Here is a 21,647-nt window from a genome sequence, read left to right on the forward strand (position 1 = left end):
TGTGTCGCGTTCAGCGAGCGCGCTCTTGCCACCCAGCGCTCGCTCGACCGCCCCATCAAAATGCCCCGAGTCGTCATGTTGCAAAATGATAGACACAATTCTGCCAGCGTCACTCAGCAGCCCGTCCAAATAGCTGGCAGATCGTCTCACAAGTTGAACGATCTGCACGCCACACGGCAGACGATCTCGCCACAACTCAACCGGTAGTTGATCAGCCGCGTGCGCGCTCGCGCGCTTCGCGTGGGCTGACGCCGAATTCGCGGCGGAACGCGCGCGTGAAATCCGATGCCAGCTTGAAGCCGTGGCGATAGGCAATCTCCTGCACCTGCCTGTCGGCGCTCCCGACCAGCTCCGCATGCGCGGCGCGCAGACGCTTGCGCATGATGTAGCCGGCAACGCCGCCGACGCTCTCAAAGGCACGGTAGAGGTTCGAGCGCGAGATCCGCAATTGCTGCGCCACGCGGTCCGGCGTGAGGTCAAAGTCGCCGAGATGCGCCTCTATATAACGGCGCGCACGCTCGAACAGGATCGATTCGATGGTGCTTCGTCCCTGCTCCGGCCCGGCGGACAGCTCGATACACGCAGCGATCATGTTCGCGGTCGCCCGTCCGGCCAGCCTCAGCTCGTCCGGTGACATCTGAATCAAACGCATCTCGAGCCGGTCCAGATAATCCGCCAGCAGCTCGATCAGATTGCCCGAGAGAATGGTGTTGCAGACGCTGTCGACTTGCTCGGCGGCACCCGCAAAGGCGCCGCGCCGCAAGCCAATCACCAGGCCGTCATAATCCGTGATGCGGCCGCGGAAGTCGTCGTCAAGCGAGATCATGAACATGGCGCCAGGCCCGGCAAGGATTTGCCGCTCGCCGGTCTCGAACCAGGCTTCTCCCGAGCGCACGCGGAACAACCACCAGATATCGACCGGGGAACGCTGCGACGACTCGGACACACGCGCAAAGGTCTGACCGGCAAACTGCCCGGATGAGAACACGATGTCAGCCATGTTGCAGGTGAGGTATTCGACCTCGAACCCGCGTGCAGGGTCGTGGCCGTCCGGTGGCGCCACGTCGAGCAGCGAGGCCATGCGCGTCTTCCAGACCTCAAACTGTTCCGGCGCCGGATAGGGTCTGGTCGAGAAGAGACGCGGCGGCGCCGGCGTGGTGTCCCTGATGTCCCGGGGCTCGCGCGGCAGGGGAACCTGTTCCAGGAGCTTGGCTGCGCTCACCGGCCTATTGTCGTCTTCTTGCATGTAATTTCGTCCCCCGTTGTCGCAAACGACGAACGTCGGCTCAACGGAGGCGCATTCCCAAGGTTGCGTCGCCGGCCTCTGACGGACGGGCGAATTTTCAGGCAGACGGAGAAGCGGGATTTTCTGGATGCGCGCATGTCACCCTGCTTACGATGGCCGCTCCTGATAGGGCCGATGCAGGTTCCTGCGGCAGTCGTGCTCACACATGGCATTCATCATTGTCGCGATTGTATTGTCGCGTGGTTGCCGGATCCGGCTCGGGAGCCCATCGCCGAGATCGCTCGAGTGATCTAGAGAACAATCTGCGCGAGAACCAGAGGAGCGGCAACGCGCATCGTGAAGAAATCCAAAATTGCTTTCGTGCGATGCGATCGGGCAACGCATCGTCGCGGCGTGTTCAGAAAATTTTCGCGATCTTCGCGCTGAGACGAAACGCACGTAGCGGCCGAGAACAGACGTAAGCACGGTACATGACATATCGAGAATCCAGCGCACCGGATTCCCGTCGACCGCGACTGAAGACGTGTGCCTAATCATGTGGCAATCCACCGCGCGCGACGCGAATGCGATCCATGCGAACAGAACACGCGGGCTGCGCGAGCCGCACATGTTGTCGCAGGTTGCGGCATCCTCATATGAACGTCGAGATGACGAAGGTCATAACGGCTCGTCACATTGCGCGGCGACCCTGCGCGTTGCGCGAGCGGCGCCGGATCACCGGCACCCTCATCATCGATGGCGGACACGACCTCTGTTCGGGCGTCGCCCCCGGCTATGCCTTGCTTTGCCCGATCTGGTCGAGCCATGCCGCAAAACGCGGATGCCTCACGAATCTCACTCGCACAGCCGCCAATTCCTGCTGGAAGACAGGCAGGGAGAGCACCCTTTCGATGTCGGGCTCCCGGATCTTCCAGATCGCCGGCGGAATGAAGCCATTCACCTTGAGCTCGTAGAGCTCGAAGATCGAGAAGATGACTTCATGCACGATCCGGCGCTCTTCCGGCATCATCTCAATGCTGCCGGCAGGGCCCTCGTCAAGGAACGCCGCCGTTGGCAGGCGGCGTCGCAGGTCGGAAATGCGGTCGGAATATCTGAGGAAGATATCGGCGCCGAGCCGCCGGTTGTTGGTGTGGAGCGCGGTGTAGATCGCGGTGATGCCGACGATGATGGTCCCGAGCGTCATGAATTTCAGGATGTGATCGAGCACTGCGATTTCTCCTCCGACCTTCCATGATCGCGCGAGAGGCCCTGTGCGACCTCTGGTTCCCGTCCCTTTATTACCGCAGCCGCAGCAATCGTCGAGATGCGGATCACTGAGTTGCCCGACGGCGCAAGCCCCCACAGCAAAAATATTTCTATTTATCAGAACACCCAACTCAGTGTATGGTTCGCCCGTCTCACCCGAGGAGGGGCGGGTCGCGATCGTCACGAACGCGGTGTGGGATGCGGTGGACGCTGAGATCACGACGGACGAAGCGTGATTGATGCGGACGGTGAAGTCGTGTGGTCCTGACGCCCTAGTTGTGGCCGGTGTCCCCTTGTAAGACGCAATTGCGTCTTGCGAAGGCGGTGACAAACAAGCCCAGTCTCGCCGGGGAGAGCGCGAAGTAAGCCGTAACCCATCGCGCAGGGAAAGCCGGAGTTTCCGGTTACACCTGTGGTCCTACCCCCGAGCTTTCTACCTTTTGCTCGGGGCCCATGGGTGCGATCGGCACCCGGCTTTCCCTGCGCCCTCTGCGAAGAGAGAGGGTGAAACGAAGAGCAAAGCTCGGGCAAATATGTCGCGAGAATGCGAAGCTGCGTCCCCACTACATTTGTCATCGCCCGGCTCGACCGGGCGATCCAGTACGCCGCGGCCCCTCGGTTCAAGCACCGGCGTCTCCGGAATACTGGATCACCCGCATGCGCGGGTGATGACACCGAACTAGCTGTTTGACAGGTTGAATCGGAAGATCGTCGCCGTTGCCAAAGCGTGGCTTGCCGGCTGAAGCTCGCGGCGCCAGTCCGTCTTCGCTTTCACGTTCGTTCAAGCTACGCCGGACACGCTTCGACCTGAAGGTCCCCGCGTGGCTGCGCCACGCGAAGCCCGTCAGGGCGAAGCGTGGTGGGTGCGACAGGGATCGAACCTGTGACCCCTACCATGTCAAGGTAGTGCTCTCCCGCTGAGCTACGCACCCAAAGCGCTGTTTGGATCGGGACCCTATAACGGACCGCGGCGGGGCAGGCAAGGACGCAAAGTGAGGCTTTTTTGGCGAATCAGGCCGCCAGCAACTTGTTCACTTCGCTGACCAATTCCCTGAGGTGCACGGGCTTGGCCAGCACCTTGGCATTTTTCGGCGCCTCCGAATCGGAATTGAGGGCGACCGCGGCGAAGCCGGTGATGAACATGATCTTGATGTCGGGATCGAGTTCCGAGGCACGGCGCGCCAGCTCGATGCCGTCCATCTCGGGCATCACGATGTCGGTGAGGAGCATTTCGAACGGCTCCTCGCGCAGCCGCTGGTAGGCCGACATGCCGTTGTCGTGCGGCGAGACCTTGAAACCCGCGTTTTCGAGCGCCTTGACCAGGAAGCGGCGCATATCGGTGTCGTCTTCGGCGAGGAGAATTTTCGGCATGACTGAATCGTCGAATCCGGCTTGGAGGATCTGTCCGAACAGTAGGCACGACAGACGGTAAATTTCGGGTGAAATTTGCGGCAGGCCTGAGGCTGCGACCACCACCTATTTGTGGACCGAACCCCGCAGCGAATCAACCTTGGTTGGCATTTCCTGCTTTTAAGACCCGTTCCAGCGGAAACCACACTCTTTTCACTTGGCAGAATGATCGCGATTACCGACAATGCCCGCCCATAAATCTCCGCTTTTCCGGCAGAATCAATTCCTGCGGGGCGAGGCGGACGCAAGGGACGGCGCCAAGGGAATGAGCGAATTTGCTGGCGAGTTGTCGCCCCCGTTCGAGATCGTTGAGCCGCAGGCCTGGCGCGCGCCGATCATCTTCAATTCCCCGCATTCGGGTTCGGTCTACCCCACCGAATTCCTCGAAGCTTCGCGCATCGATCTGACGTCGCTGCGCCGCTCCGAAGATTCCTTCATGGACGAGTTGATCGCGGGCGTGAGCGATCGCGGCTTTCCGATCGTCCGGGTCAACTTCCCGCGCTCCTATGTCGACGTGAACCGCGAGCCCTATGAGCTCGACCCGCGTATGTTCACCGGACGGCTGCCGAGCTTTGCCAACACGCGCTCGATGCGGGTGGCCGGCGGCCTCGGCACCATCCCGCGGGTGGTCGGCGACGGCCAGGAAATCTACCGCGAGCGGCTCGACGTCGACGAGGCGCTGCGGCGGATCGAGGTGCTCTACAAGCCCTATCACCGGGCGCTGCGCCGGCTTATCAACAAGGCGCACCAGGCATTCGGCGCCGTGATCGTGGTCGACTGCCATTCGATGCCGTCGGTCGGGGTGTCGCGTGACGAGCCGCGCCGGCCCGACGTCGTGATCGGCGACCGCTACGGCACGAGCTGCGCGCCGCTGCTGCCCGACCTGGTCGAGGAGATGATGAGTTCGCTCGGCTATTCGATCGGCCGCAACAAGCCCTATGCCGGCGGCTTCATCACCGAGCATTACGGCAACCCGGCGAGCGGCCTGCACACCGTGCAGATCGAGCTCAACCGCGCCGTCTATATGGATGAGCGCCACCGCGAGCGCGGGCCGCGCTTCGCCCAGGTCGCGGCCGACTTCGCGAAGCTGGCGGATGCACTCGCGAAAATTCCGTTCGGGGATCTCGGCCCGTTCCAGGCGGCGGCGGAGTAGACAAGTCTCGGACAGGCACTGCGGTGCCCGTCGAAGTCATGAACAGAGAATCCATTTCGCGACGCGAGCCGAGCGCCGAACTGGATTCCAGGTTCACGCGCGGAAATGTCGGCCTAAGAAAAAAGGGCCGCTTGAATGAACAAGCGGCCCAAGTCTAGGGAGGAAACGCCCAAGGAGGGCAGCGATAGCGCGAGGCGCTACCGCACCGCAACAATATGCGGCCGCGCTGCACAAAACGCAAGAACTTTCGAAACATTTCCTCTGCAATGTTGGTAAATCTGGCGAAACTGCAACAGGCCGCACGCTCTAATTTTTGTCATTTAGATTCAATTGCTTATGGCAAAAATCTGAGGCGTCCAGCGCCCTGCGCATAGCTTGTATACCAGGACTCGCAACTTCGTGATCCGCCGCCAAGCCCAGGAGACTTTCGAATCCTAAGCCAAACGAAAGTGGGGAACCCCGTCATCAGGCCGGGATAACACTCCGTTAATCGTGCGCGCCGCGCCGGATTGAGCTAGGCAGATCGCATCCGATTTCTACCGCGTCGTTTGCGCATTTCAGGGACATGCCGTGACGGTCATCGACTTCACCGCCTTCATCGGCCGCCTCGCGACCGCATCCGGCGAAACCATCCTTCCGTTCTTCCGGACCTCGCTCTCGGTCGACAACAAGAGCTCGAACGATTTCGATCCGGTCACCGAGGCAGACCGGGCCGCGGAAGCCGTGATGCGGCGGCTGATCAAGGCGAACTTCCCCCAGCACGGCATCGTCGGCGAGGAATTCGGCAATGAGCGCGAGGACGCCGACTATGTCTGGGTGCTCGATCCGATCGACGGCACCAAATCCTTCATCGCCGGCTTTCCGATCTGGGGCACGCTGATCGCGCTGCTGCACAAAGGTACGCCGGTATTCGGGATGATGCACCAGCCCTATATCGGCGAGCGCTTCTCCGGCGACAGCGGCTCGGCGCATTATTCCGGGCCGTCGGGCCATCGGCGGCTCTCGGTGCGGCGCTGCACCTCGCTGAAGGAGGCGACCGTGTTCACCACGAGCCCGCTGCTGATGAATCCGGATGACCGCGCCCGCTTCGGCCGCATCGAAAATGCGGCTCGCCTGTCGCGCTACGGCGGCGACTGCTACTCCTATTGCATGCTCGCAGCCGGCCATCTCGACCTCGTGGTCGAGACCGAGTTGAAGCCCTACGACATTGCCGGCCTGATCCCGATCGTCACCGGGGCCGGCGGCATCGTCACCACCTGGGACGGCAAGCCGGCGCAAAGCGGCGGCCGCATCATCGCCGCCGGCGATCCGCGCGTGCACGAAGCGGCGATGAAGCTGCTCAATGCCTGATTTCCTGGCGTGATCTCTTGGCCTGATTTCTTGAGTTGCCGCGCGATTGATCTGCGCCCATCCTGACGGCAACAAGAAAAGTCAGGGATGGATGGGCGCACATGACGATTTGCGGCAGGCTGCTGGCAACCCTTCTGCTTCACGCGCCCGGCGCAGCCTCGGCCCAGGATTATCCGACCAAGCCGATCCGGCTGATCGTGCCGTTCCCGCCCGGCGGGCCGAACGACATCATCGCGCGGGTGATCGGGCAGAAGATCTCGGAACTGGTGAAGCAGCCGATCATCGTCGACAACCGCGCCGGCCAGGGCGGCGTGCTCGGCACCGACGCGGTCGCGAAGGCCGCGCCCGACGGCTACACGGTTGCGATCGCGAGCGCCGGCGCGCTCGCCATCAGCCCGAGCATGGAGAAGGTCGCCTACGACACGCTGAAGGATCTCGCGCCGGTGACGCTGGTCGCGACCGTGCCGGAGATGCTGGTGGTCGCCACCAATGTGCCGGCGAACAACATGAGCGAATTGGTCGCGCTTGCCAAAGCGCAGCCGGGCAAGCTCAACTTCGCCTCCTCCGGCCCCGGCAGCCTGCCGCATCTGGCCTGCGAATTGTTCAAGCTGACGGCGAAGATCGACATCGTGCACGTGCCCTATCGTGGCGCGGCACCGGCGGTGAACGACCTGCTCGGTCAGCAGGTGCAGATGACCTTCCTCGACCTGCCGGTGATCCTGCCGCAGATCAAGGCGGGCGCGCTGCGCCCAATCGCGCTCGGCGGCCGTGAGCGCGCCCCGACCGCGCCCGACGTGCCGACCACGGCGGAAGCCGGCATGCCCGATCTCGTCATCGAGAACTGGTATGGCATGGTCGCGCCCGCCGGAACGCCGCCGGCGATCGTCGCGAAACTGAACAGCGTCGCCACCGAGGCGATAGCCGACCCGGCGGTGAAGCAAAAGCTCGCCGAGTAGGGCCTGACACTGGTCGGCGACACGCCGGACCATTTCCGCGACTTCGTCGCCGCCGACATCAAGAAGTGGGCCAAGGTGATCCAGGATGCCGGCGTCGTGACGGCGAAATAAGGGTGCCGTCAGCGCTGCGCTTCGGCCCGGAGATACTCCACGAGCTGCTTGGCCGCCCGCGGCAGCGCCTTGAAGCTGCGGGCGCAGATCGTCAGCCGGCGGTTAGCCCAGGCGTCGCGGATCCGGATCGTTGTGATCGGCATCGAAGCCGCGCAGCGCCGCGCAGCGGTTTCCGGGATCACGGCGATGCCGACGTCGGCGGCGACCATCTGGCAGATGGCGTCGAAGCCGCGCAGCCGGGCGCGAAAGCGTAGCCGCGCCCCGAGCTTGGCCGCGTGGCGCGAAATATGGACCTGCAGCGCCGACGTCGCCGTAAGCCCGACGAAATCGCGGCCGACCACTTCCTGGAAGTCAATCTGGCGGCGGCCGCCGAGATCGCTGCGCCGCGACGCCACCAGCATCAGGCGATCCTCGCTGAACAGGAAACGCTCGACGCTGTCGGGCAGCGCGTGTTCCGCGGCGAAGCCGAGATCGGCGGCGCCGCTGGCGATCGCGGTCGCGATATCGGTGCTCTCGCGCTCCTCGACATCGACGCTGATGTCGGGATATTCGTGCAGGAAGGCCGCCAGCGCCCGCGGCAGGTGCTCCGACAGGCCCGAAGTGTTGGCGAGCAGCAGCACGTTGGCGCGGACGCCGCTGGCATAGGCGGCAAGATCGCTCTGCAACGCCTCGACATTGTGGATCACGATGCGGGCGTGGCCGAGCAGGCTCTCGCCCGCCGCCGTCAGTTCGACGCCGCGGCGACCGCGCTTGAGCAGCGCGACGCCGAGCGCCTCCTCGAGGCCCTTGATCCGCTCGCTGGCCGAAGCCAGCGCCATGTTCGCGCGCGCCGCGCCCTGCGTGATGCTGCGCGCATCGGAAACCGCGATGAACAATTGCAAGTCGATCAGGTCGAACCGCATGTTTTTTCCCGCCCCATACCTTCGCCCGGTCCGAAGGCTAACTCCGTAACCTCCAGATTGTGCCGATCGGATCGATCGGTCAATGTGCCGCTATGGTCGACCATCTCCTGATCTTCATCGCCTTCGCCTTCCTGCTCGCCGGCTTCGTCAAGGGTACGCTCGGCCTCGGTCTGCCGACGGTCGCGATGGGGCTGCTCGCAACCACGATGCCGCCGGGCCAGGCGATCGCGATCGTGATCGTGCCGGCGATCGTCACCAATATCTGGCAGACCTTCGTCGGCCCCTATCTGCGCGACATCATCAAGCGGCTGTGGCCGCTGATGCTCGGCACCGTGGTCGGGATCTGGATCAATGCCGGGCTGTTGACCGGGCCTTACGCGGCCTACGGCACCGTCGTGCTGGGCGTGCTGCTGGTGATCTACGCGATCGTCGGCCTGAGCCGATTCAACTTCAAGGTCGCGCGCCGCAACGAAAAATGGATCGGTGGCGTCGTCGGCGTCATCACCGGGCTGATCTCGGCCGCGACCGGAGTTCAGGTCATCCCCTCGATGCCGTTCATGCAGGCGATCGGCATGGAGAAGGACGAACTGGTGCAGGCGCTCGGCGTCTTCTTCACCACCGCAACCATAGCGCTCGCCTTCAACCTCACCGCCTCGGGCCTGCTGACGGCGGCCACCGCACTGCCGGGCGCGGTCGCGATGGTCGCATCATTCACCGGCATGTTCATCGGCCAGGCTGTCCGCACACGGATGCAGCCGGACGTCTTCCGCCGCTGGTTCCTGATCGCGATGATCCTGCTCGGCATCTATCTCGCCGGCAGCGCGCTGCTCAAGATCCACGGCTAGGTGTGGAGCCTCAAGAGGTTATTCCCGGTTAATCCGAGCCGGCTGATCGGTGGCTTTGAGCCGATACTGCCATGAGGACGATGCCAGTTGTAGCGGTGAAGCCATCGTGGCAGCTCGGCAGCTCGTTCTGTAGAGGTGTTGTAGGCCTGCGCGTAGGCCCATTCTCGTAGGCTGGTTTGAATGAAGCGTTCGGCCTTGCCATTGGTTTTGGGCGTATAGGGCTTGGTGCGGATATGCTTGAGGCCGAGGCGCTTGCACGCCCTTCGGAAGGCGAAGGATTTGTAGCACGCGCCATTGTCGGTCATGACGCGCTCTACCTTCACGCCCAGGCTGACGTAATAGGCCACGGCGGCCTTGAGAAAAGCGACGGCACAGCCCTTTCGCTCGTTCTTCTTGACCTGGCTGAAGGCGATCCGCGACGCATCGTCGATGCAGACATGTACGTTATTCCCAACCTGGTCCGTGACCGCGAGAACGCAGATTGCTCGATCCATGTCGATCGCCGGTGATCCGGTGGCCGATCCGATTGAACTTGCCGAGCTTTTTGATGTCGATGTGGATCAGTTCGCCGGCACGTTCGCGCTCATAGCGCCGGATCGGCTCGGCCGGCTCCAGAGCAGCCAGCCTGTTCAGACCGAGCCGGCGCAGGATGCGGCTGACGGTTGCTGCTGAGACCCCGACTTCGAGCGCGATCTGCTTGCCGGTGTGGCGCTGCCGGCGGAACGTCTCGACAGCGGCGCATGTGGCTGCAGGGGTTTGGCTTGGCGATGAAAGAGGCCGTGAGGAACGATCCTGCAAACCATCGACGCCTTCTACGCGGAAGCGCCTGACCCATTTGGCGACCGTCTTTGCCGTGACATTGAATTGGAGTGCAGCTGCGGCCTTCGTCAGGCCGCCCTCGATCACACTCCGCACCATCGCCTCTCGACCTTTTGGCGTCAGAGGCGCATTCTTGTGGATGTTCATCTGGTCTCTCCGGGGAACACTGAAGCTTCGCAACCTCAGCTTCCTCGGTTCAGACCAGATGGACAACCTCCTGAAAGCTCACAGCTAGGGCATGATCCGGAAAAGTGCGAAGCGGTTTTCCCTCGCGACAAACGCGGAACGCGTTTGCGCGGAGATCATGCCCAAACTAAAGGGCTGAAGCGCGAGGACGATTCACCCCAATCTCATCGCGCTTAGCGCGCCTCCAGCATGGCGACGCGGACGCCGAGATAGATGAAGAGCGCGCCGAGCGAGCGGTTGATCCAGGCGACTACGCCGGCCGATTGCCTGATACGGCCGGCGGCCCTCGCCGCAAACGCGGCGAGGCCGAAGCACCACAGCGTGCCGCCGGTGATGAAGATCAGCCCGAGCACCAGGAAGGCCAGAGTCTTGTGCGGCGCGTCCGCCGCCACGAACTGCGGCAGGAAGGCCAGGAAGAACAGCGCCACCTTGGGATTGAGGATGTTGGTGAGCGCCCCCTGCCAGAACACAAGCGAGATCGAGGTCTCACCGCCCTGCCCGGTGATCTCCGTGATCGGCTTGGCGGGCGACAGCAGCATCTGCAGGCCAGTCAGCACCAGATAGGCCGCGCCGATCAGCTTGACGGCCAGGAACGCGGTCGACGACGCCATCAGCAGCGCCGACAGCCCGATCGCCGCGCCCAGCACATGGACCAGGCAGCCGCAGCTGATACCGATTGCCGCAGCGGCACCGCCGCGCCATCCCAGCTGAATCGTGCGCCCAACGATATAAGCGGTATCCGGCCCCGGCGTGATGTTGAGCAGCAGGCCGGACAGGACGAAAAGCCAAAGTTCGTGAATTCCCAGCATGTCAGCGCAATTAACCTATGTAAGTAACCGCCCCGGAAAGGATGACCAGCCGACCGGCGCCATCCCGGCGACACACGAATCCAGTAGACAAACGGACTGTACGATCCGTTGGTCGCATGCCAAATCCTGCTACTATGCATTATAGGTGCCTGCAAACCGAGCTTCCGCCGGACCCGGCCTGTCTTGTAAGTATCGGATACGGTCACCTCGGCTGAGTGGCCATTCCAGGGCACAGGAAATATGGAAAGACGGCTCGCTGCCATTCTTTGCGCTGACATTACCGGCTATTCCCGCATGATGGGCGCCGACGAGGCGGGGACGCATGCCTCGTTCAAGGCGCATCGCAGCGCGATCTACCCGATCATCCTCAACCATGGCGGCCGCATCGTCAAAAACACCGGCGACGGCTTCCTCTTGGAATTTCCGAGCATCATCGGCGCCATCGAAGCCGCCGTCGCCATGCAGACCATGATGGCCGAGCGCAACGAGCATCTGCCGGCCGACCGCGCCATGCATTTCCGGATGGGCGTCCACATGGGCGACGTCATGGCCGACGAGGACGAGGTGTTCGGCGACGACGTCAACATTGCCGTCCGTCTCGAGACGGTCGCAGCGCCCGGCGGCATCGCGGTATCGGACAAGGCCCGCACCGAAGCGGGGCGGCGGCTTGCCGTCATCCTGGCGGACGCCGGCCCGCACCGCTTCAAGAACATCGCCGAACCGATCCATGTCTGGACCTGGGCGCCGGCCGGATCCGATCTGCAGGAGAAGACCCCGGACGACGGTCCGCATCTGCCGGGGCAATACCGGACCGCAATCGTCGGCGTGCTGCCGTTCGACAATCTCAGCGGCGGCGCCGACGAATATTTCTCCGACGGCCTGACCGAGGATCTGATCCACGCGCTGTCGCTGCAATCCTTCTACCGCGTGCTGAGCCGCAACTCGACCTTCGCCTACAAGGGCAAAAGCGTCTCGACCCGCCTGATCGCGCGCGAGATCGACGCGACCTATCTGATCCAGGGTTCGGTACGCCGCGCCGGCAACAAGATCCGCGTCTCCGCCGAACTGATCGCTCCCGAGAAGGGCGAGCAGCTGTGGACCGGCCGCTATGATCGCGACATGGGCGACCTGTTCGCGATGCAGGACGAGATCACCGCCAACCTCTCCGCCGCGGTGGCCCAGGAGATCTACCGTGCCGAGGCCTCGGCACCGGCGCGCTCGCCGAATGCCGAACTGACGGCGTGGGACCGCTTCCTGAAGGGCCTGTCGCACTACTATCACCAGACCAAGGACGACTGCGACACCGCGATCGCGCTGTTCAAGGAGGCGATCGAGCTCGACCCCGCGCTGTCGATCGCGCGCGCCTATCTGGCGCTGATCCAGATCCAGAGCATCCAGTTCGGCTGGATCCCGAGCACGCGCGAATTGTGGGCCTCGTCGGTCAGCCTGGCCGAGAGCAGCGTCCGGCTCGACCCGCGCTCCTCGTTCGCGTTTTCGCTGCTGGCCTATCTGCACGCGATGCAGGGCCACTACGAAGCCGCGATGGATGCCATCAAGCGGGCGATCGAGCTCAACCCCTACGACATGGGCGCGCGCGGCGTGCTCGGAATCTGCCACATGGTGATCGGCGACCACCGCAAGGCGGTCGACCTGTTCTCGACGGCGGTCCAGCGTGGCAACAGCGACCCGCGCTACCAATGGGCCGGGCTGAACGCGTTCAGCCATTATCTGCTTGGACAATATGACGCGTCGCTGTCGTGGTCGCGCGAGGGGCTGTATCTCAACCCGAACCATCTGCAGTGCCTTGCGGTGCGCACCGCGGCGCTCGCCCAGCTTGGCCGCGCCGACGAGGCCGCGCAGGCGGCAGAGGCGCTGCTCGCCAGTCATCCCGATCTGACGGTCGAACGTCATTTGCGGAATTTCCACTGGAAGAACCCGGCCGACATCGCGCATTACCGCGATGGCCTCTTGAAAGCCGGCCTGCCCTTCGGCAAACTCGTTCTGGTTGCATCTACGCCGAAATTCGCCGCTGAATCCTGAGCGAGTTCATCCGCTGGTAATGGATGCTTTTTAGGCTGAAGCTTTTCAGGATGTGGTTTGATGTCCGATATGCCTGCAAGCGAGGCCGCTGCCCCGCAGGTTTCCCCCAATAATCCTTGCCCGTTCCTGCGCGCACTCGTCGCCGGCAACTATGTCGGCGGTCATATCGTGCCGCTGCCCGAACTGACCGGGACGATCGGACGCGCCACCGGCAAGACGGGCCTGGCGGGTGCCGACGCAAAGGCGAAGATCTTCATGGTCGCGCAGATGGCCAACGGCATCGGCCCGTTCAGCCAGTTGCGCAGCCTGACCCATGGCGCGATCCTCGACGAGCTGCGCAACGGCCCGCTCGACAAGCACGGCGCCGGCTCACGCATTCTCGACCAGCATGCGGTGGTGCATGAGGACGAGATCGCCAGGCTCGCCACCTTCGGCAAGGACTATCCGAATCCTGACGGTGGCACCGAACGCGGGCTGTCGGCGTCCGACATCAAGACCTTCATGGCCGCGAACTTCCAGCGCGCCAAGGACGAGCATCCGCCGTCCTACGCGATCCTGCACGGCTACTATCCGCTGTTGATGCTCGGCGAGTGGCCGGTGCTGCTCGACATCATGGGCAAGGGCGACGGCAACGACCGCTATCTCAGCGTCGCCGAGGTCAGGACGCTGTTCGTCGAACGGCGCTTTCCGGACCGCATCGTCACGTTGCTCAACGCCTGAGCCACAGGCCTTCCGCAAACAGGCGGATCACTTGAAAAGCGGCGTGCCCGGCACGAAGGCGTCGAACGCCGCCCAGAATTGCCCGCGATAGCGATCCTGCTCCTGCAGGATCTCGTGCTTGGAGCCGGCGATCACGAGATGCGAGCCGGCGCGCAAATGATAGGCGAACTCCTCGATCGCCGCCGTCGACACCACCTCGTCATTGCTCGCCGCCAGCATCAGGATCGGCTGGCGGATTTCGGACGGATACGACATGCCGCGGAAGGTGCGCATCGCCTTGAACGCGGTGTCGGCCCAGGCGATGGTCGGCGCCGCGATGCCGAGCGTCGGGTCTTCCTCCAGGATAGCCGCGTTGCGGGCGTGGCGCACCAGATCGCTGGTCACGGGATTGCCGATGAACGGCGCGAGGCCAACCAGTTCGCCGCCGCCGCCCGGAACGTAGCGGCCGCCCTGACCGGCCAGGCGCATGATCCGGAGCAGCGCGCTCGGAAAGAACGACACGCGCCGCCGCGGCAGGTCGATCATCGGCGCCGACAGCACCATGCGGTCGAACCAGCGCTTGCCGGCATGCGCAAGCCGCAGCATCACCGCGCCACCCATCGAATGCGCCAGCGCGAAATAGGGCGGCGGGCAATCCGGCAGCACCACCTGCTGCACGAAGGTCTCGACGTCGACCTCATAGTCGGCGAAGTCGCGCACATAACCCTTGCGCGGATCGCGCAGCCGCCGCGACGAGTGGCCCTGCCCGCGCCAGTCGATCGTCGCCACCGCAAAGCCGCGGTCGCGCAAATCGCGCACCGTCTCGAAATATTTTTCGATCATCTCGCCGCGTCCGCCGAACACGCAGACCGTGCCCTTGCGGCCGGGCGGCGGCGCCCAGCGCGCAAAGCGCAACTCGGCCCCGTCGGGGGTCTTGATGGTGCCACTGACCACGTCGTCCGGAACCGGATTGGCAGGAATCGAGACGAGCGTCATGCGGGGAACCGGTAGGTGGGACGGAGTGGAGATCAAGGGCACGGGCGTCAAAAGCGACGCTGTTTCCGTCCCTTGAACGCGACGTAACCCCTCCCATATCACCTCAGTGCAGGCCGCTACCAGTGTTTCGGAACCGGAACATCAGGCTGCACACATCTAAGCCCGGCCCGATGGCGGGCGGGTAACTGAAACAGTCGCTCACTGGAGGACTAGCTCTATGCGTACCTACGACCTCACTCCGTTCTATCGTTCCACCGTCGGCTTTGACCGCCTCTTCAACCTGCTCGATCAGGTGACCTCGGACGGCAGCCCCGGCTACCCCCCCTACAACATCGAGCGCACCGGCGAGAATGCTTACCGGATCAGCGTCGCGGTCTCCGGCTTCTCGCAGGCCGAGCTGTCGATCGTCGCGAAGGAGAACACGCTGACGATCAAGGGCGAGAAAACCGCCAACGAGAACTCCGGCAACACCTCCGAAGTGCTCTATCGCGGCATCGCCTCCCGCGCCTTCGAGCGCGTCTTCCAGCTTGCCGATTTCGTGCAGGTGAAGAACGCCTCCCTCGAGAACGGTCTGCTCCACGTCGATCTCGTCCGCGAGATTCCCGAGGCCAAGAAGCCCCGTAGCATTCCAATCGGCGGCGGCGAGAAGGCTCCGCAGGTCGTCGACGGCTCGGCGAAGGTCGCGGCCTAAGCAACACGTCCCGCGTCAGCAGATATTGGCTGCACGCGAAAACGCCCCGGGAAACCGGGGCGTTTTTTGTTGCTGGTAACCGTCACTCCAACCCCTGCACCTTCGGCATGTCCTGGGTCGGCAGGATCGCGGGCGCGGGCGGCGCCGGCGGCGGAGCGGCCTGGCCGACGGTTGGAGCTTCGGCACGCTGAACGGCAGGCGGCGCCGCCTGGGCCTCGGCCGGCTTCGGCGCTGCTGCGGCCTGCTGGGCAGGCTCAGGCGCGGCCGCCTGGGTGGGCGCGGGCTGCGGGACCGCGGCCGGGACAGCCGCCTGGGCCGCCGGAGCCGGAGCGTCCGCGGGAACCTGCGCCTTGGCCGCAAGCGGACTGCGCTTCGGCACCGGCACGCGGCTCGCGACATGGGGGATCGGAGCCGGCGGCCGCGGCACCCGGGCCTGGATCGCCCGCGGCATCGGGCCGAACGGACCGTAGGTCGCGCTCAGCTCCTCTTCGTAATTGTCGCCGAGCCGATAGGCTGGGGTGAAGCGGAGAATGTGCCCGTCGCGGGCGTCGATCACCAGCCGGCCGTCGTCGCCGCCCTGATCGATCACCGAGATCGTGTAGACGAAACCCCGCTGCCGGGGGGCGCCGAGCGGCAGATAGCCGTTCTCGCGGAGCACGGTGTAGACCTCGACCGGCGGCAGCAGGCTCGGGACACGGCCGAAGCGCGGCGGCGGCGGAACCTCTGGCATGGCGGCATAGGGTCCGCCCATGTCGGATACCTTGATCAAAGCCGGGCTGCCGATCCTGGCCGATGTCGCCAGCTGGGCCTGGGCCGAGAGTGCGCTGAGCGCGAGGGCAGCGGCTGCAACCGAACCTGTGAACAACTTCATCGCCGTTACTCCTGTCTTGCCCACGCCCTTAAGGAGCTTCCCGCTCTCTGGCCGGCTTGCCCGGAGTAAAATTCAGTTTGAAATCCGGCGGTCCTTGGTCGCTCCTTGGGCCAGATCACGGCGTGTTTGCTTCGAATCAGGGGCGCGGCGGGCCGGCCGAGCCGTTCGTTCCAAGCATGCGGGCGAGGACTTCCTCGCGCTTGTGTGATAGACAAAAATTTGGCAAGGTCGAAGTTAGGACAGCAAGACTGTCTCAAATTCGAGGCCATTCCGGCATAGGGATTGCAACGAAACCTCGGCGCCCCGGGCTCCGAGAATGCTGCAGGCAGGGCCGTTCCGCAGGGGACGTTGAAACGCCCGACGTCTGAATTTAGGAAAATGCGGCTCGCGGCGGACGAGCGGTGGCCCGGTGGGTGCCGCAACGTCCAAGGTGCGCCAAATACGGTGAGGCCCCTGACGCAAGGGAGAGGACACATGAGCGGGTCGGAATTCGAGCGCGAAATCATCGTGGCAGGTACGCTGTCGGCGACCGCGGACTCGAAAGCCGCTGATGCCGCGCATGACGCCTTATATGATGCGTCTTTTGGGCCGCACACTCCCGAGCTGCACACCTGGCGTCCGCAAGCCGAAGGCCTCTACGACCTCAGCCTGGAAAAGGATTCCTGCGGCGTCGGCTTCATCGCCAACATCAAGGGCCAGAAGTCGCATCAGATCGTCTCCGACGCGCTGAGCATCCTGTGCAACCTCGAACATCGCGGCGCCGTCGGCGCCGACCCGCGCGCCGGCGACGGCGCCGGCATTTTGGTGCAGATCCCGCACGCCTTCTTCGCGCGCAAGACCGCCGAACTCGGCTTCAAGCTGCCGCAGCCCGGCGAATACGCCATCGGCGCGCTGTTCATGCCGCGCGATGCCGCGTGGCGGAACGTGATCAAGAGCATCATCGCCGACGAGATCAAGAACGAGGGCTTCAAGCTGCTCGGCTGGCGCGATGTACCGTCTGACAATTCCTCGCTCGGCGTCACCGTGAAGCCGACCGAGCCCTATCACATGCAGGTCTTCATCGGCCGCAACGGCGCCGCCAAGACCGAGGACGATTTCGAGCGCCGGCTCTATATCCTGCGCAAGTCGATCTCGCAGGCGATCTATCAGCGCCGCGACCGCGGCATGGCGGGCTATTACCCGTGCTCGCTGTCGTGCCGTACCGTGATCTACAAGGGCATGTTCCTGGCCGACCAGCTCGGCAAGTACTATCCCGACCTGCATGAAGCGGATTTCGACAGCGCGCTGGCGCTGGTGCATCAGCGCTTCTCGACCAACACCTTCCCGACCTGGTCGCTGGCGCATCCGTACCGAATGATCGCCCATAACGGCGAGATCAACACGCTGCGCGGCAACGTCAACTGGATGGCGGCGCGGCAGGCCTCGGTGCATTCCGAAGCCTACGGCAAGGACATCAGCCGTCTCTGGCCGATCTCCTATGAAGGCCAGAGCGATACCGCCTGCTTCGACAACGCGCTCGAATTCCTGGTGCAGGGCGGTTACTCGTTGCCGCACGCCGTGATGATGATGATTCCGGAAGCGTGGGCCGGCAATCCGTTGATGGATGAGCAGCGCCGCGCCTTCTACGAATATCATGCCGCGCTGATGGAGCCGTGGGACGGCCCGGCCGCGATCGCCTTCACCGACGGCCGCAAGATCGGCGCCACGCTCGACCGCAACGGCCTGCGTCCGGCGCGCTATCTCGTCACCAAGGACGACCGCATCGTGATGGCGTCCGAAATGGGCGTCTTGAAGATTCCGGAGGACCAGATCGTCACCAAGTGGCGGCTGCAGCCCGGCAAGATGCTGCTCGTCGACCTCGAGCAGGGCCGCCTGATTCCGGACGACGAGATCAAGGCAGATCTCGCCAAGAGCCATCCCTACAGCGACTGGCTGCATCGCACCCAGATCCAGCTCGAGGAGCTGCCGGATGCGGCGGCCAAGGGCGTGCGCTCCAACCTGCCGCTGCTCGATCGCCAGCAGGCGTTCGGCTACAGCCAGGAAGACATCACCATCCTGATGACGCCGATGGCAGCCACCGGCGAGGAAGCCGCCGGCTCGATGGGCAACGACACGCCGATCTCGGCGCTGTCGGACAAGCCCAAGCAGCTGTTCACCTACTTCAAGCAGAACTTCGCGCAGGTCACCAACCCGCCGATCGACCCGATCCGCGAGGAGCTCGTGATGAGCCTCGTCTCGATCATCGGGCCGCGGCCGAACCTGTTCGACCTGCAGGGCCTGGCCTCGACCAAGCGCCTCGAAGTGCGGCAGCCGATCCTGACCGACGCCGACCTCGAGAAGATCCGCTCGATTTCCGACGTCGCCGAGACCCACTTCAAGTCGCGCACGCTGGACACCACCTTCCATGCCGGCTTCGGCGCGGCGGGCATGGAGCAGGTGCTCGACGAGCTCTGCGCACGCGCCGAGGGCGCGGTGCGCGAGGGCATCAACATCATCATCCTGTCGGACCGCATGACCGGCACCGACCGGATCCCGATCCCGTCGCTGCTGGCCTGCGCCGCCGTGCATCATCATCTGATCCGCACCGGCCTGCGCACCTCGGTGGGACTGGTCGTGGAGTCGGGTGAGCCGCGCGAGGTGCATCACTTCGCCTGTCTCGCCGGCTACGGCGCCGAAGCAATCAACCCCTACCTCGCGTTCGAAACCATCCTCGCGATGAAGGACCGGCTGCCCGCAGCACTCGACGACTACGAGATCGTCAAGCGCTACATCAAGTCGATCGGCAAGGGCCTGCTCAAGGTGATGTCCAAGATGGGCATCTCGACCTACCAGTCCTATTGCGGCGCGCAGATCTTCGACGCGGTCGGCCTGAAGGCGGACTTCGTCGCCAAGTATTTTGCCGGCACCCATACAAGGATCGAGGGCGTCGGCCTCGCGGAGATCGCGGAAGAGACCGTGCGTCGTCACGACGACGCGTTCGGTGACGGCCAGATCTACAAGAGCGCGCTCGATGTCGGCGGCGAGTATGCCTACCGCACCCGCGGCGAGGACCATGCCTGGACCGCGGAATCGGTCTCGACGCTGCAGCACGCCGTGCGCGGCAACTCGCTGGAGCGCTACCGGGCGTTCGCAAAAATCCTCAACGAGCAGTCGGAGCGTCTGCTGACGCTGCGCGGCCTGTTCCGGATCAAGAGCGCCGAGGACGACAAGCGCAAGCCGGTCAAGCTCGAGGACGTCGAGCCGGCCAAGGACATCGTCAAGCGGTTCTCGACCGGCGCGATGTCGTTCGGCTCGATCTCGCGCGAGGCGCACACCACGCTCGCGATCGCGATGAACCGGATCGGCGGCAAGTCGAACACCGGCGAAGGCGGCGAGGAATCCGACCGCTTCAAGCCGCTGCCAAACGGCGACAGCATGCGCTCGGCGATCAAGCAGGTCGCCTCGGGCCGGTTCGGCGTGACGACGGAATATCTCGTCAATTCCGACATGATGCAGATCAAGATGGCGCAGGGTGCCAAGCCCGGCGAAGGCGGCCAGCTGCCCGGCCACAAGGTCGACGCGACCATCGCCCGCGTGCGGCATTCGACGCCGGGCGTCGGCCTGATCTCGCCGCCGCCGCATCACGACATCTACTCGATCGAAGACCTCGCCCAGCTGATCTACGACCTCAAGAACGTCAATCCTGACGGCCAGGTCTCGGTCAAGCTGGTGTCGGAAGTCGGCGTCGGCACGGTTGCCGCCGGCGTCGCCAAGGCGCGCGCCGACCATGTGACCATCGCGGGCTTCGAGGGCGGCACCGGTGCCTCGCCCCTGACCTCGATCAAGCATGCCGGCTCGCCGTGGGAAATCGGTCTTGCCGAAACCCATCAGACGCTGGTGCGCCAGCGGCTGCGCAGCCGCATCGCGGTCCAGGTCGATGGCGGCTTCCGCACCGGCCGTGACGTCGTGATCGGCGCGCTGCTCGGCGCCGACGAGTTCGGCTTCGCCACCGCGCCCTTGATCGCGGCGGGCTGCATCATGATGCGCAAGTGCCACCTCAACACCTGCCCGGTCGGCGTCGCGACCCAGGATCCGGTGCTGCGCAAGCGCTTCACCGGCCAGCCCGAGCACGTCATCAACTACTTCTTCTTCGTCGCCGAGGAAGTCCGCGAGATCATGGCGCAGCTCGGCTACAAGACGTTCGACGAGATGGTCGGCCAGGTCCAGATGCTGGACCAGACCGCTTTGGTCTCGCACTGGAAGGCCAAGGGCCTCGATTTCTCCAAGCTGTTCGTGCGGCAGAAGGAGGAGAAGGGCCAGACGATCTATCACTCGGAAACCCAGAACCACCATCTGGACGCCGTGCTCGACCGCCGGCTGATCGACAAGGCGCAGGCCGCGCTCGATCGCGGCGCGCCGGTCAGGATCGAGGAAGAGATCAACAACACCGACCGTTCCGCCGGCGCGATGCTGTCGGGCGCGGTGGCCAAGATCTACGGCCATGCCGGCCTGCCGCTCGACAGCATCCATGTCAGCCTGAAGGGCACCGCGGGACAGGCGTTCGGCGCCTGGCTCGCCAAGGGCGTCACCTTCGATCTCGAAGGTGAAGGCAACGACTATGTCGGCAAGGGTCTCTCGGGCGGACGCATCATCGTCAAGCCGCCGAAGAACTCCGGCATCGTGCCGGAGGAATCGATCATCGTCGGCAACACCGTGATGTACGGCGCGATCGCGGGTGAGTGCTATTTCCGCGGCATCGCCGGCGAGCGTTTTGCCGTGCGTAACTCCGGCGCGGTCGCGGTCGTCGAAGGCGCCGGCGATCACTGCTGCGAATACATGACCGGCGGCATCGTGGTGGTGCTCGGCAAGACCGGACGCAACTTCGCGGCCGGCATGTCCGGCGGCATCGCCTATGTGCTCGACGAGAGCGGCGACTTCGCCAAACTCTGCAACCTGTCGATGGTCGAGCTCGAGCCGGTACTGTCGGAGGAGCTGATCAACGCCGGCACCTACCACCACTCCGGCGATCTCGAGGCGCATGGCCGGGTCGACGTGTTCCAGAACCTGCTCGACTCCGATGTGGAGCGACTGCATGTCCTGATCACGCGTCACGCCAAGCTGACCGGCTCGAAGAAGGCGGCCGAGATCCTCGCCGACTGGAAGACCTGGCTGCCGAAATTCCGCAAGGTGATGCCGGTGGAGTACCGCCGCGCGCTGAAGGAAATGAAGGCGAACGCCGACGCCGAGCCGAAAATCGCGATCGGCGCGTAATATCACCAGGCGTCATTCCGGGGCGCGCGAGGCGCGGACCCGGAATCTCGCCAACCGACTTCGGGACC

General features: G+C 64.2%; 14 protein-coding genes, 1 tRNA gene and 2 pseudogenes. 8 read left to right on the top strand and 9 right to left on the bottom strand.

Going from position 1 to position 21,647, the window contains the following annotated elements:
• Positions 1-211: 211 nt before the first annotated feature.
• The 4 genes from G6P99_RS42435 to cpdR all read right to left on the bottom strand — a co-directional run bounded on the left by G6P99_RS42435 (position 212) and on the right by cpdR (position 3,862).
• The gene (locus G6P99_RS42435) at positions 212-1,081 is read right to left on the bottom strand and encodes a helix-turn-helix domain-containing protein (RefSeq protein WP_334261879.1); all 870 of its coding nucleotides are present in this window, start codon (positions 1,079-1,081) and stop codon (positions 212-214) included.
• Positions 1,082-2,018: 937 nt separating this feature from the next.
• Positions 2,019-2,453 (bottom strand): hypothetical protein, encoded by a 435-nt coding sequence (locus G6P99_RS42440; protein ID WP_029079397.1) that lies wholly within the window; start codon positions 2,451-2,453, stop codon positions 2,019-2,021.
• Positions 2,454-3,348: 895 nt separating this feature from the next.
• Positions 3,349-3,423, bottom strand: a tRNA-Val gene (locus G6P99_RS42445).
• 79 nt (positions 3,424-3,502) lie between these two features.
• Positions 3,503-3,862, bottom strand: coding sequence for a cell cycle two-component system response regulator CpdR (gene cpdR / locus G6P99_RS42450; protein ID WP_016843340.1), 360 nt, complete (start codon positions 3,860-3,862; stop codon positions 3,503-3,505).
• 304 nt (positions 3,863-4,166) lie between these two features.
• Between cpdR and G6P99_RS42455 the strand changes: the two genes are divergently transcribed.
• From G6P99_RS42455 to G6P99_RS42465, 3 genes and pseudogenes are all read left to right on the top strand, one after another.
• Positions 4,167-5,054 carry an N-formylglutamate amidohydrolase gene (locus tag G6P99_RS42455; RefSeq protein ID WP_029077514.1) on the top strand — a complete coding sequence of 296 codons (888 nt, stop codon included), beginning with the start codon at positions 4,167-4,169 and terminating at the stop codon, positions 5,052-5,054.
• Positions 5,055-5,624: 570 nt separating this feature from the next.
• The gene (hisN, locus tag G6P99_RS42460; RefSeq protein WP_029077515.1) at positions 5,625-6,404 is read left to right on the top strand and encodes a histidinol-phosphatase; all 780 of its coding nucleotides are present in this window, start codon (positions 5,625-5,627) and stop codon (positions 6,402-6,404) included.
• Positions 6,405-6,505: 101 nt separating this feature from the next.
• A pseudogene (locus G6P99_RS42465) lies at positions 6,506-7,471 on the top strand (Bug family tripartite tricarboxylate transporter substrate binding protein).
• An 8-nt stretch (positions 7,472-7,479) separates the two neighbouring features.
• Here G6P99_RS42465 and G6P99_RS42470 read toward each other — a convergent pair.
• Positions 7,480-8,373, bottom strand: a complete 894-nt coding sequence (locus tag G6P99_RS42470) for a LysR family transcriptional regulator (RefSeq protein ID WP_029077516.1) — start codon at positions 8,371-8,373, stop codon at positions 7,480-7,482.
• 92 nt (positions 8,374-8,465) lie between these two features.
• Here G6P99_RS42470 and G6P99_RS42475 point away from each other — a divergent pair, with 92 nt between their 5' ends.
• Complete coding sequence (locus tag G6P99_RS42475; RefSeq protein WP_165126378.1) at positions 8,466-9,218, top strand: sulfite exporter TauE/SafE family protein; 753 nt, start codon at positions 8,466-8,468, stop codon at positions 9,216-9,218.
• Here the strand turns inward: G6P99_RS42475 and G6P99_RS42480 are convergent.
• Positions 9,215-10,184 (bottom strand): annotated as a pseudogene (locus G6P99_RS42480) (IS481 family transposase). The gene G6P99_RS42475 and the pseudogene G6P99_RS42480 overlap by 4 nt on opposite strands.
• A 212-nt stretch (positions 10,185-10,396) precedes the next feature.
• The gene (locus G6P99_RS42485) at positions 10,397-11,032 is read right to left on the bottom strand and encodes a LysE family translocator (RefSeq protein ID WP_029077518.1); all 636 of its coding nucleotides are present in this window, start codon (positions 11,030-11,032) and stop codon (positions 10,397-10,399) included.
• Between the two features lie 240 nt (positions 11,033-11,272).
• On the opposite strand from G6P99_RS42485, the gene G6P99_RS42490 reads away from it, so the two are divergent.
• On the top strand, positions 11,273-13,072 hold the full coding sequence (locus G6P99_RS42490) for an adenylate/guanylate cyclase domain-containing protein (RefSeq protein WP_029077519.1): 1,800 nt from the start codon (positions 11,273-11,275) through the stop codon (positions 13,070-13,072).
• Positions 13,073-13,132: 60 nt separating this feature from the next.
• A complete protein-coding gene (locus tag G6P99_RS42495; protein ID WP_029077520.1) occupies positions 13,133-13,792 on the top strand; it encodes a hypothetical protein in 660 nt (219 codons plus the stop codon).
• Between the two features lie 27 nt (positions 13,793-13,819).
• Here the strand turns inward: G6P99_RS42495 and G6P99_RS42500 are convergent, their stop codons facing one another.
• Positions 13,820-14,767: an alpha/beta hydrolase gene (locus G6P99_RS42500; protein ID WP_029077521.1), complete on the bottom strand. Its 948-nt coding sequence runs from the start codon at positions 14,765-14,767 to the stop codon at positions 13,820-13,822.
• 217 nt (positions 14,768-14,984) lie between these two features.
• On the opposite strand from G6P99_RS42500, the gene G6P99_RS42505 reads away from it, so the two are divergent.
• Positions 14,985-15,458, top strand: a complete 474-nt coding sequence (locus G6P99_RS42505; protein ID WP_029077522.1) for an Hsp20 family protein — start codon at positions 14,985-14,987, stop codon at positions 15,456-15,458.
• A gap of 82 nt (positions 15,459-15,540) precedes the next feature.
• Here G6P99_RS42505 and G6P99_RS42510 read toward each other — a convergent pair whose 3' ends face one another.
• Positions 15,541-16,329: a hypothetical protein gene (locus G6P99_RS42510; RefSeq protein ID WP_029077523.1), complete on the bottom strand. Its 789-nt coding sequence runs from the start codon at positions 16,327-16,329 to the stop codon at positions 15,541-15,543.
• 474 nt (positions 16,330-16,803) lie between these two features.
• Here G6P99_RS42510 and gltB point away from each other — a divergent pair, with 474 nt between their 5' ends.
• Complete coding sequence (gltB, locus tag G6P99_RS42515) at positions 16,804-21,579, top strand: glutamate synthase large subunit (protein ID WP_029077524.1); 4,776 nt, start codon at positions 16,804-16,806, stop codon at positions 21,577-21,579.
• Positions 21,580-21,647: the final 68 nt, after the last annotated feature.

The sequence above is a fragment of the Bradyrhizobium sp. 6(2017) genome (genome assembly GCF_011058295.2).
Classification (GTDB): Bacteria; Pseudomonadota; Alphaproteobacteria; order Rhizobiales; family Xanthobacteraceae; genus Bradyrhizobium; species Bradyrhizobium septentrionale.

Bases quoted from the DNA above. Each gene is read 5' to 3' on its own strand.
- G6P99_RS42435 (WP_334261879.1), bottom strand. From the start codon at position 1,081: ATGGCCTCGCTGCTCGACGTGGCGCCACCGGACGGCCACGACCCTGCA.
- cpdR (WP_016843340.1), bottom strand. From the start codon at position 3,862: ATGCCGAAAATTCTCCTCGCCGAAGACGACACCGATATGCGCCGCTTC.
- G6P99_RS42455 (WP_029077514.1), top strand. From the start codon at position 4,167: ATGAGCGAATTTGCTGGCGAGTTGTCGCCCCCGTTCGAGATCGTTGAG.
- G6P99_RS42470 (WP_029077516.1), bottom strand. From the start codon at position 8,373: ATGCGGTTCGACCTGATCGACTTGCAATTGTTCATCGCGGTTTCCGAT.
- G6P99_RS42475 (WP_165126378.1), top strand. From the start codon at position 8,466: ATGGTCGACCATCTCCTGATCTTCATCGCCTTCGCCTTCCTGCTCGCC.
- G6P99_RS42485 (WP_029077518.1), bottom strand. From the start codon at position 11,032: ATGCTGGGAATTCACGAACTTTGGCTTTTCGTCCTGTCCGGCCTGCTG.
- G6P99_RS42490 (WP_029077519.1), top strand. From the start codon at position 11,273: ATGGAAAGACGGCTCGCTGCCATTCTTTGCGCTGACATTACCGGCTAT.
- G6P99_RS42495 (WP_029077520.1), top strand. From the start codon at position 13,133: ATGTCCGATATGCCTGCAAGCGAGGCCGCTGCCCCGCAGGTTTCCCCC.
- G6P99_RS42500 (WP_029077521.1), bottom strand. From the start codon at position 14,767: ATGACGCTCGTCTCGATTCCTGCCAATCCGGTTCCGGACGACGTGGTC.
- G6P99_RS42505 (WP_029077522.1), top strand. From the start codon at position 14,985: ATGCGTACCTACGACCTCACTCCGTTCTATCGTTCCACCGTCGGCTTT.
- G6P99_RS42510 (WP_029077523.1), bottom strand. From the start codon at position 16,329: ATGAAGTTGTTCACAGGTTCGGTTGCAGCCGCTGCCCTCGCGCTCAGC.
- gltB (WP_029077524.1), top strand. From the start codon at position 16,804: ATGAGCGGGTCGGAATTCGAGCGCGAAATCATCGTGGCAGGTACGCTG.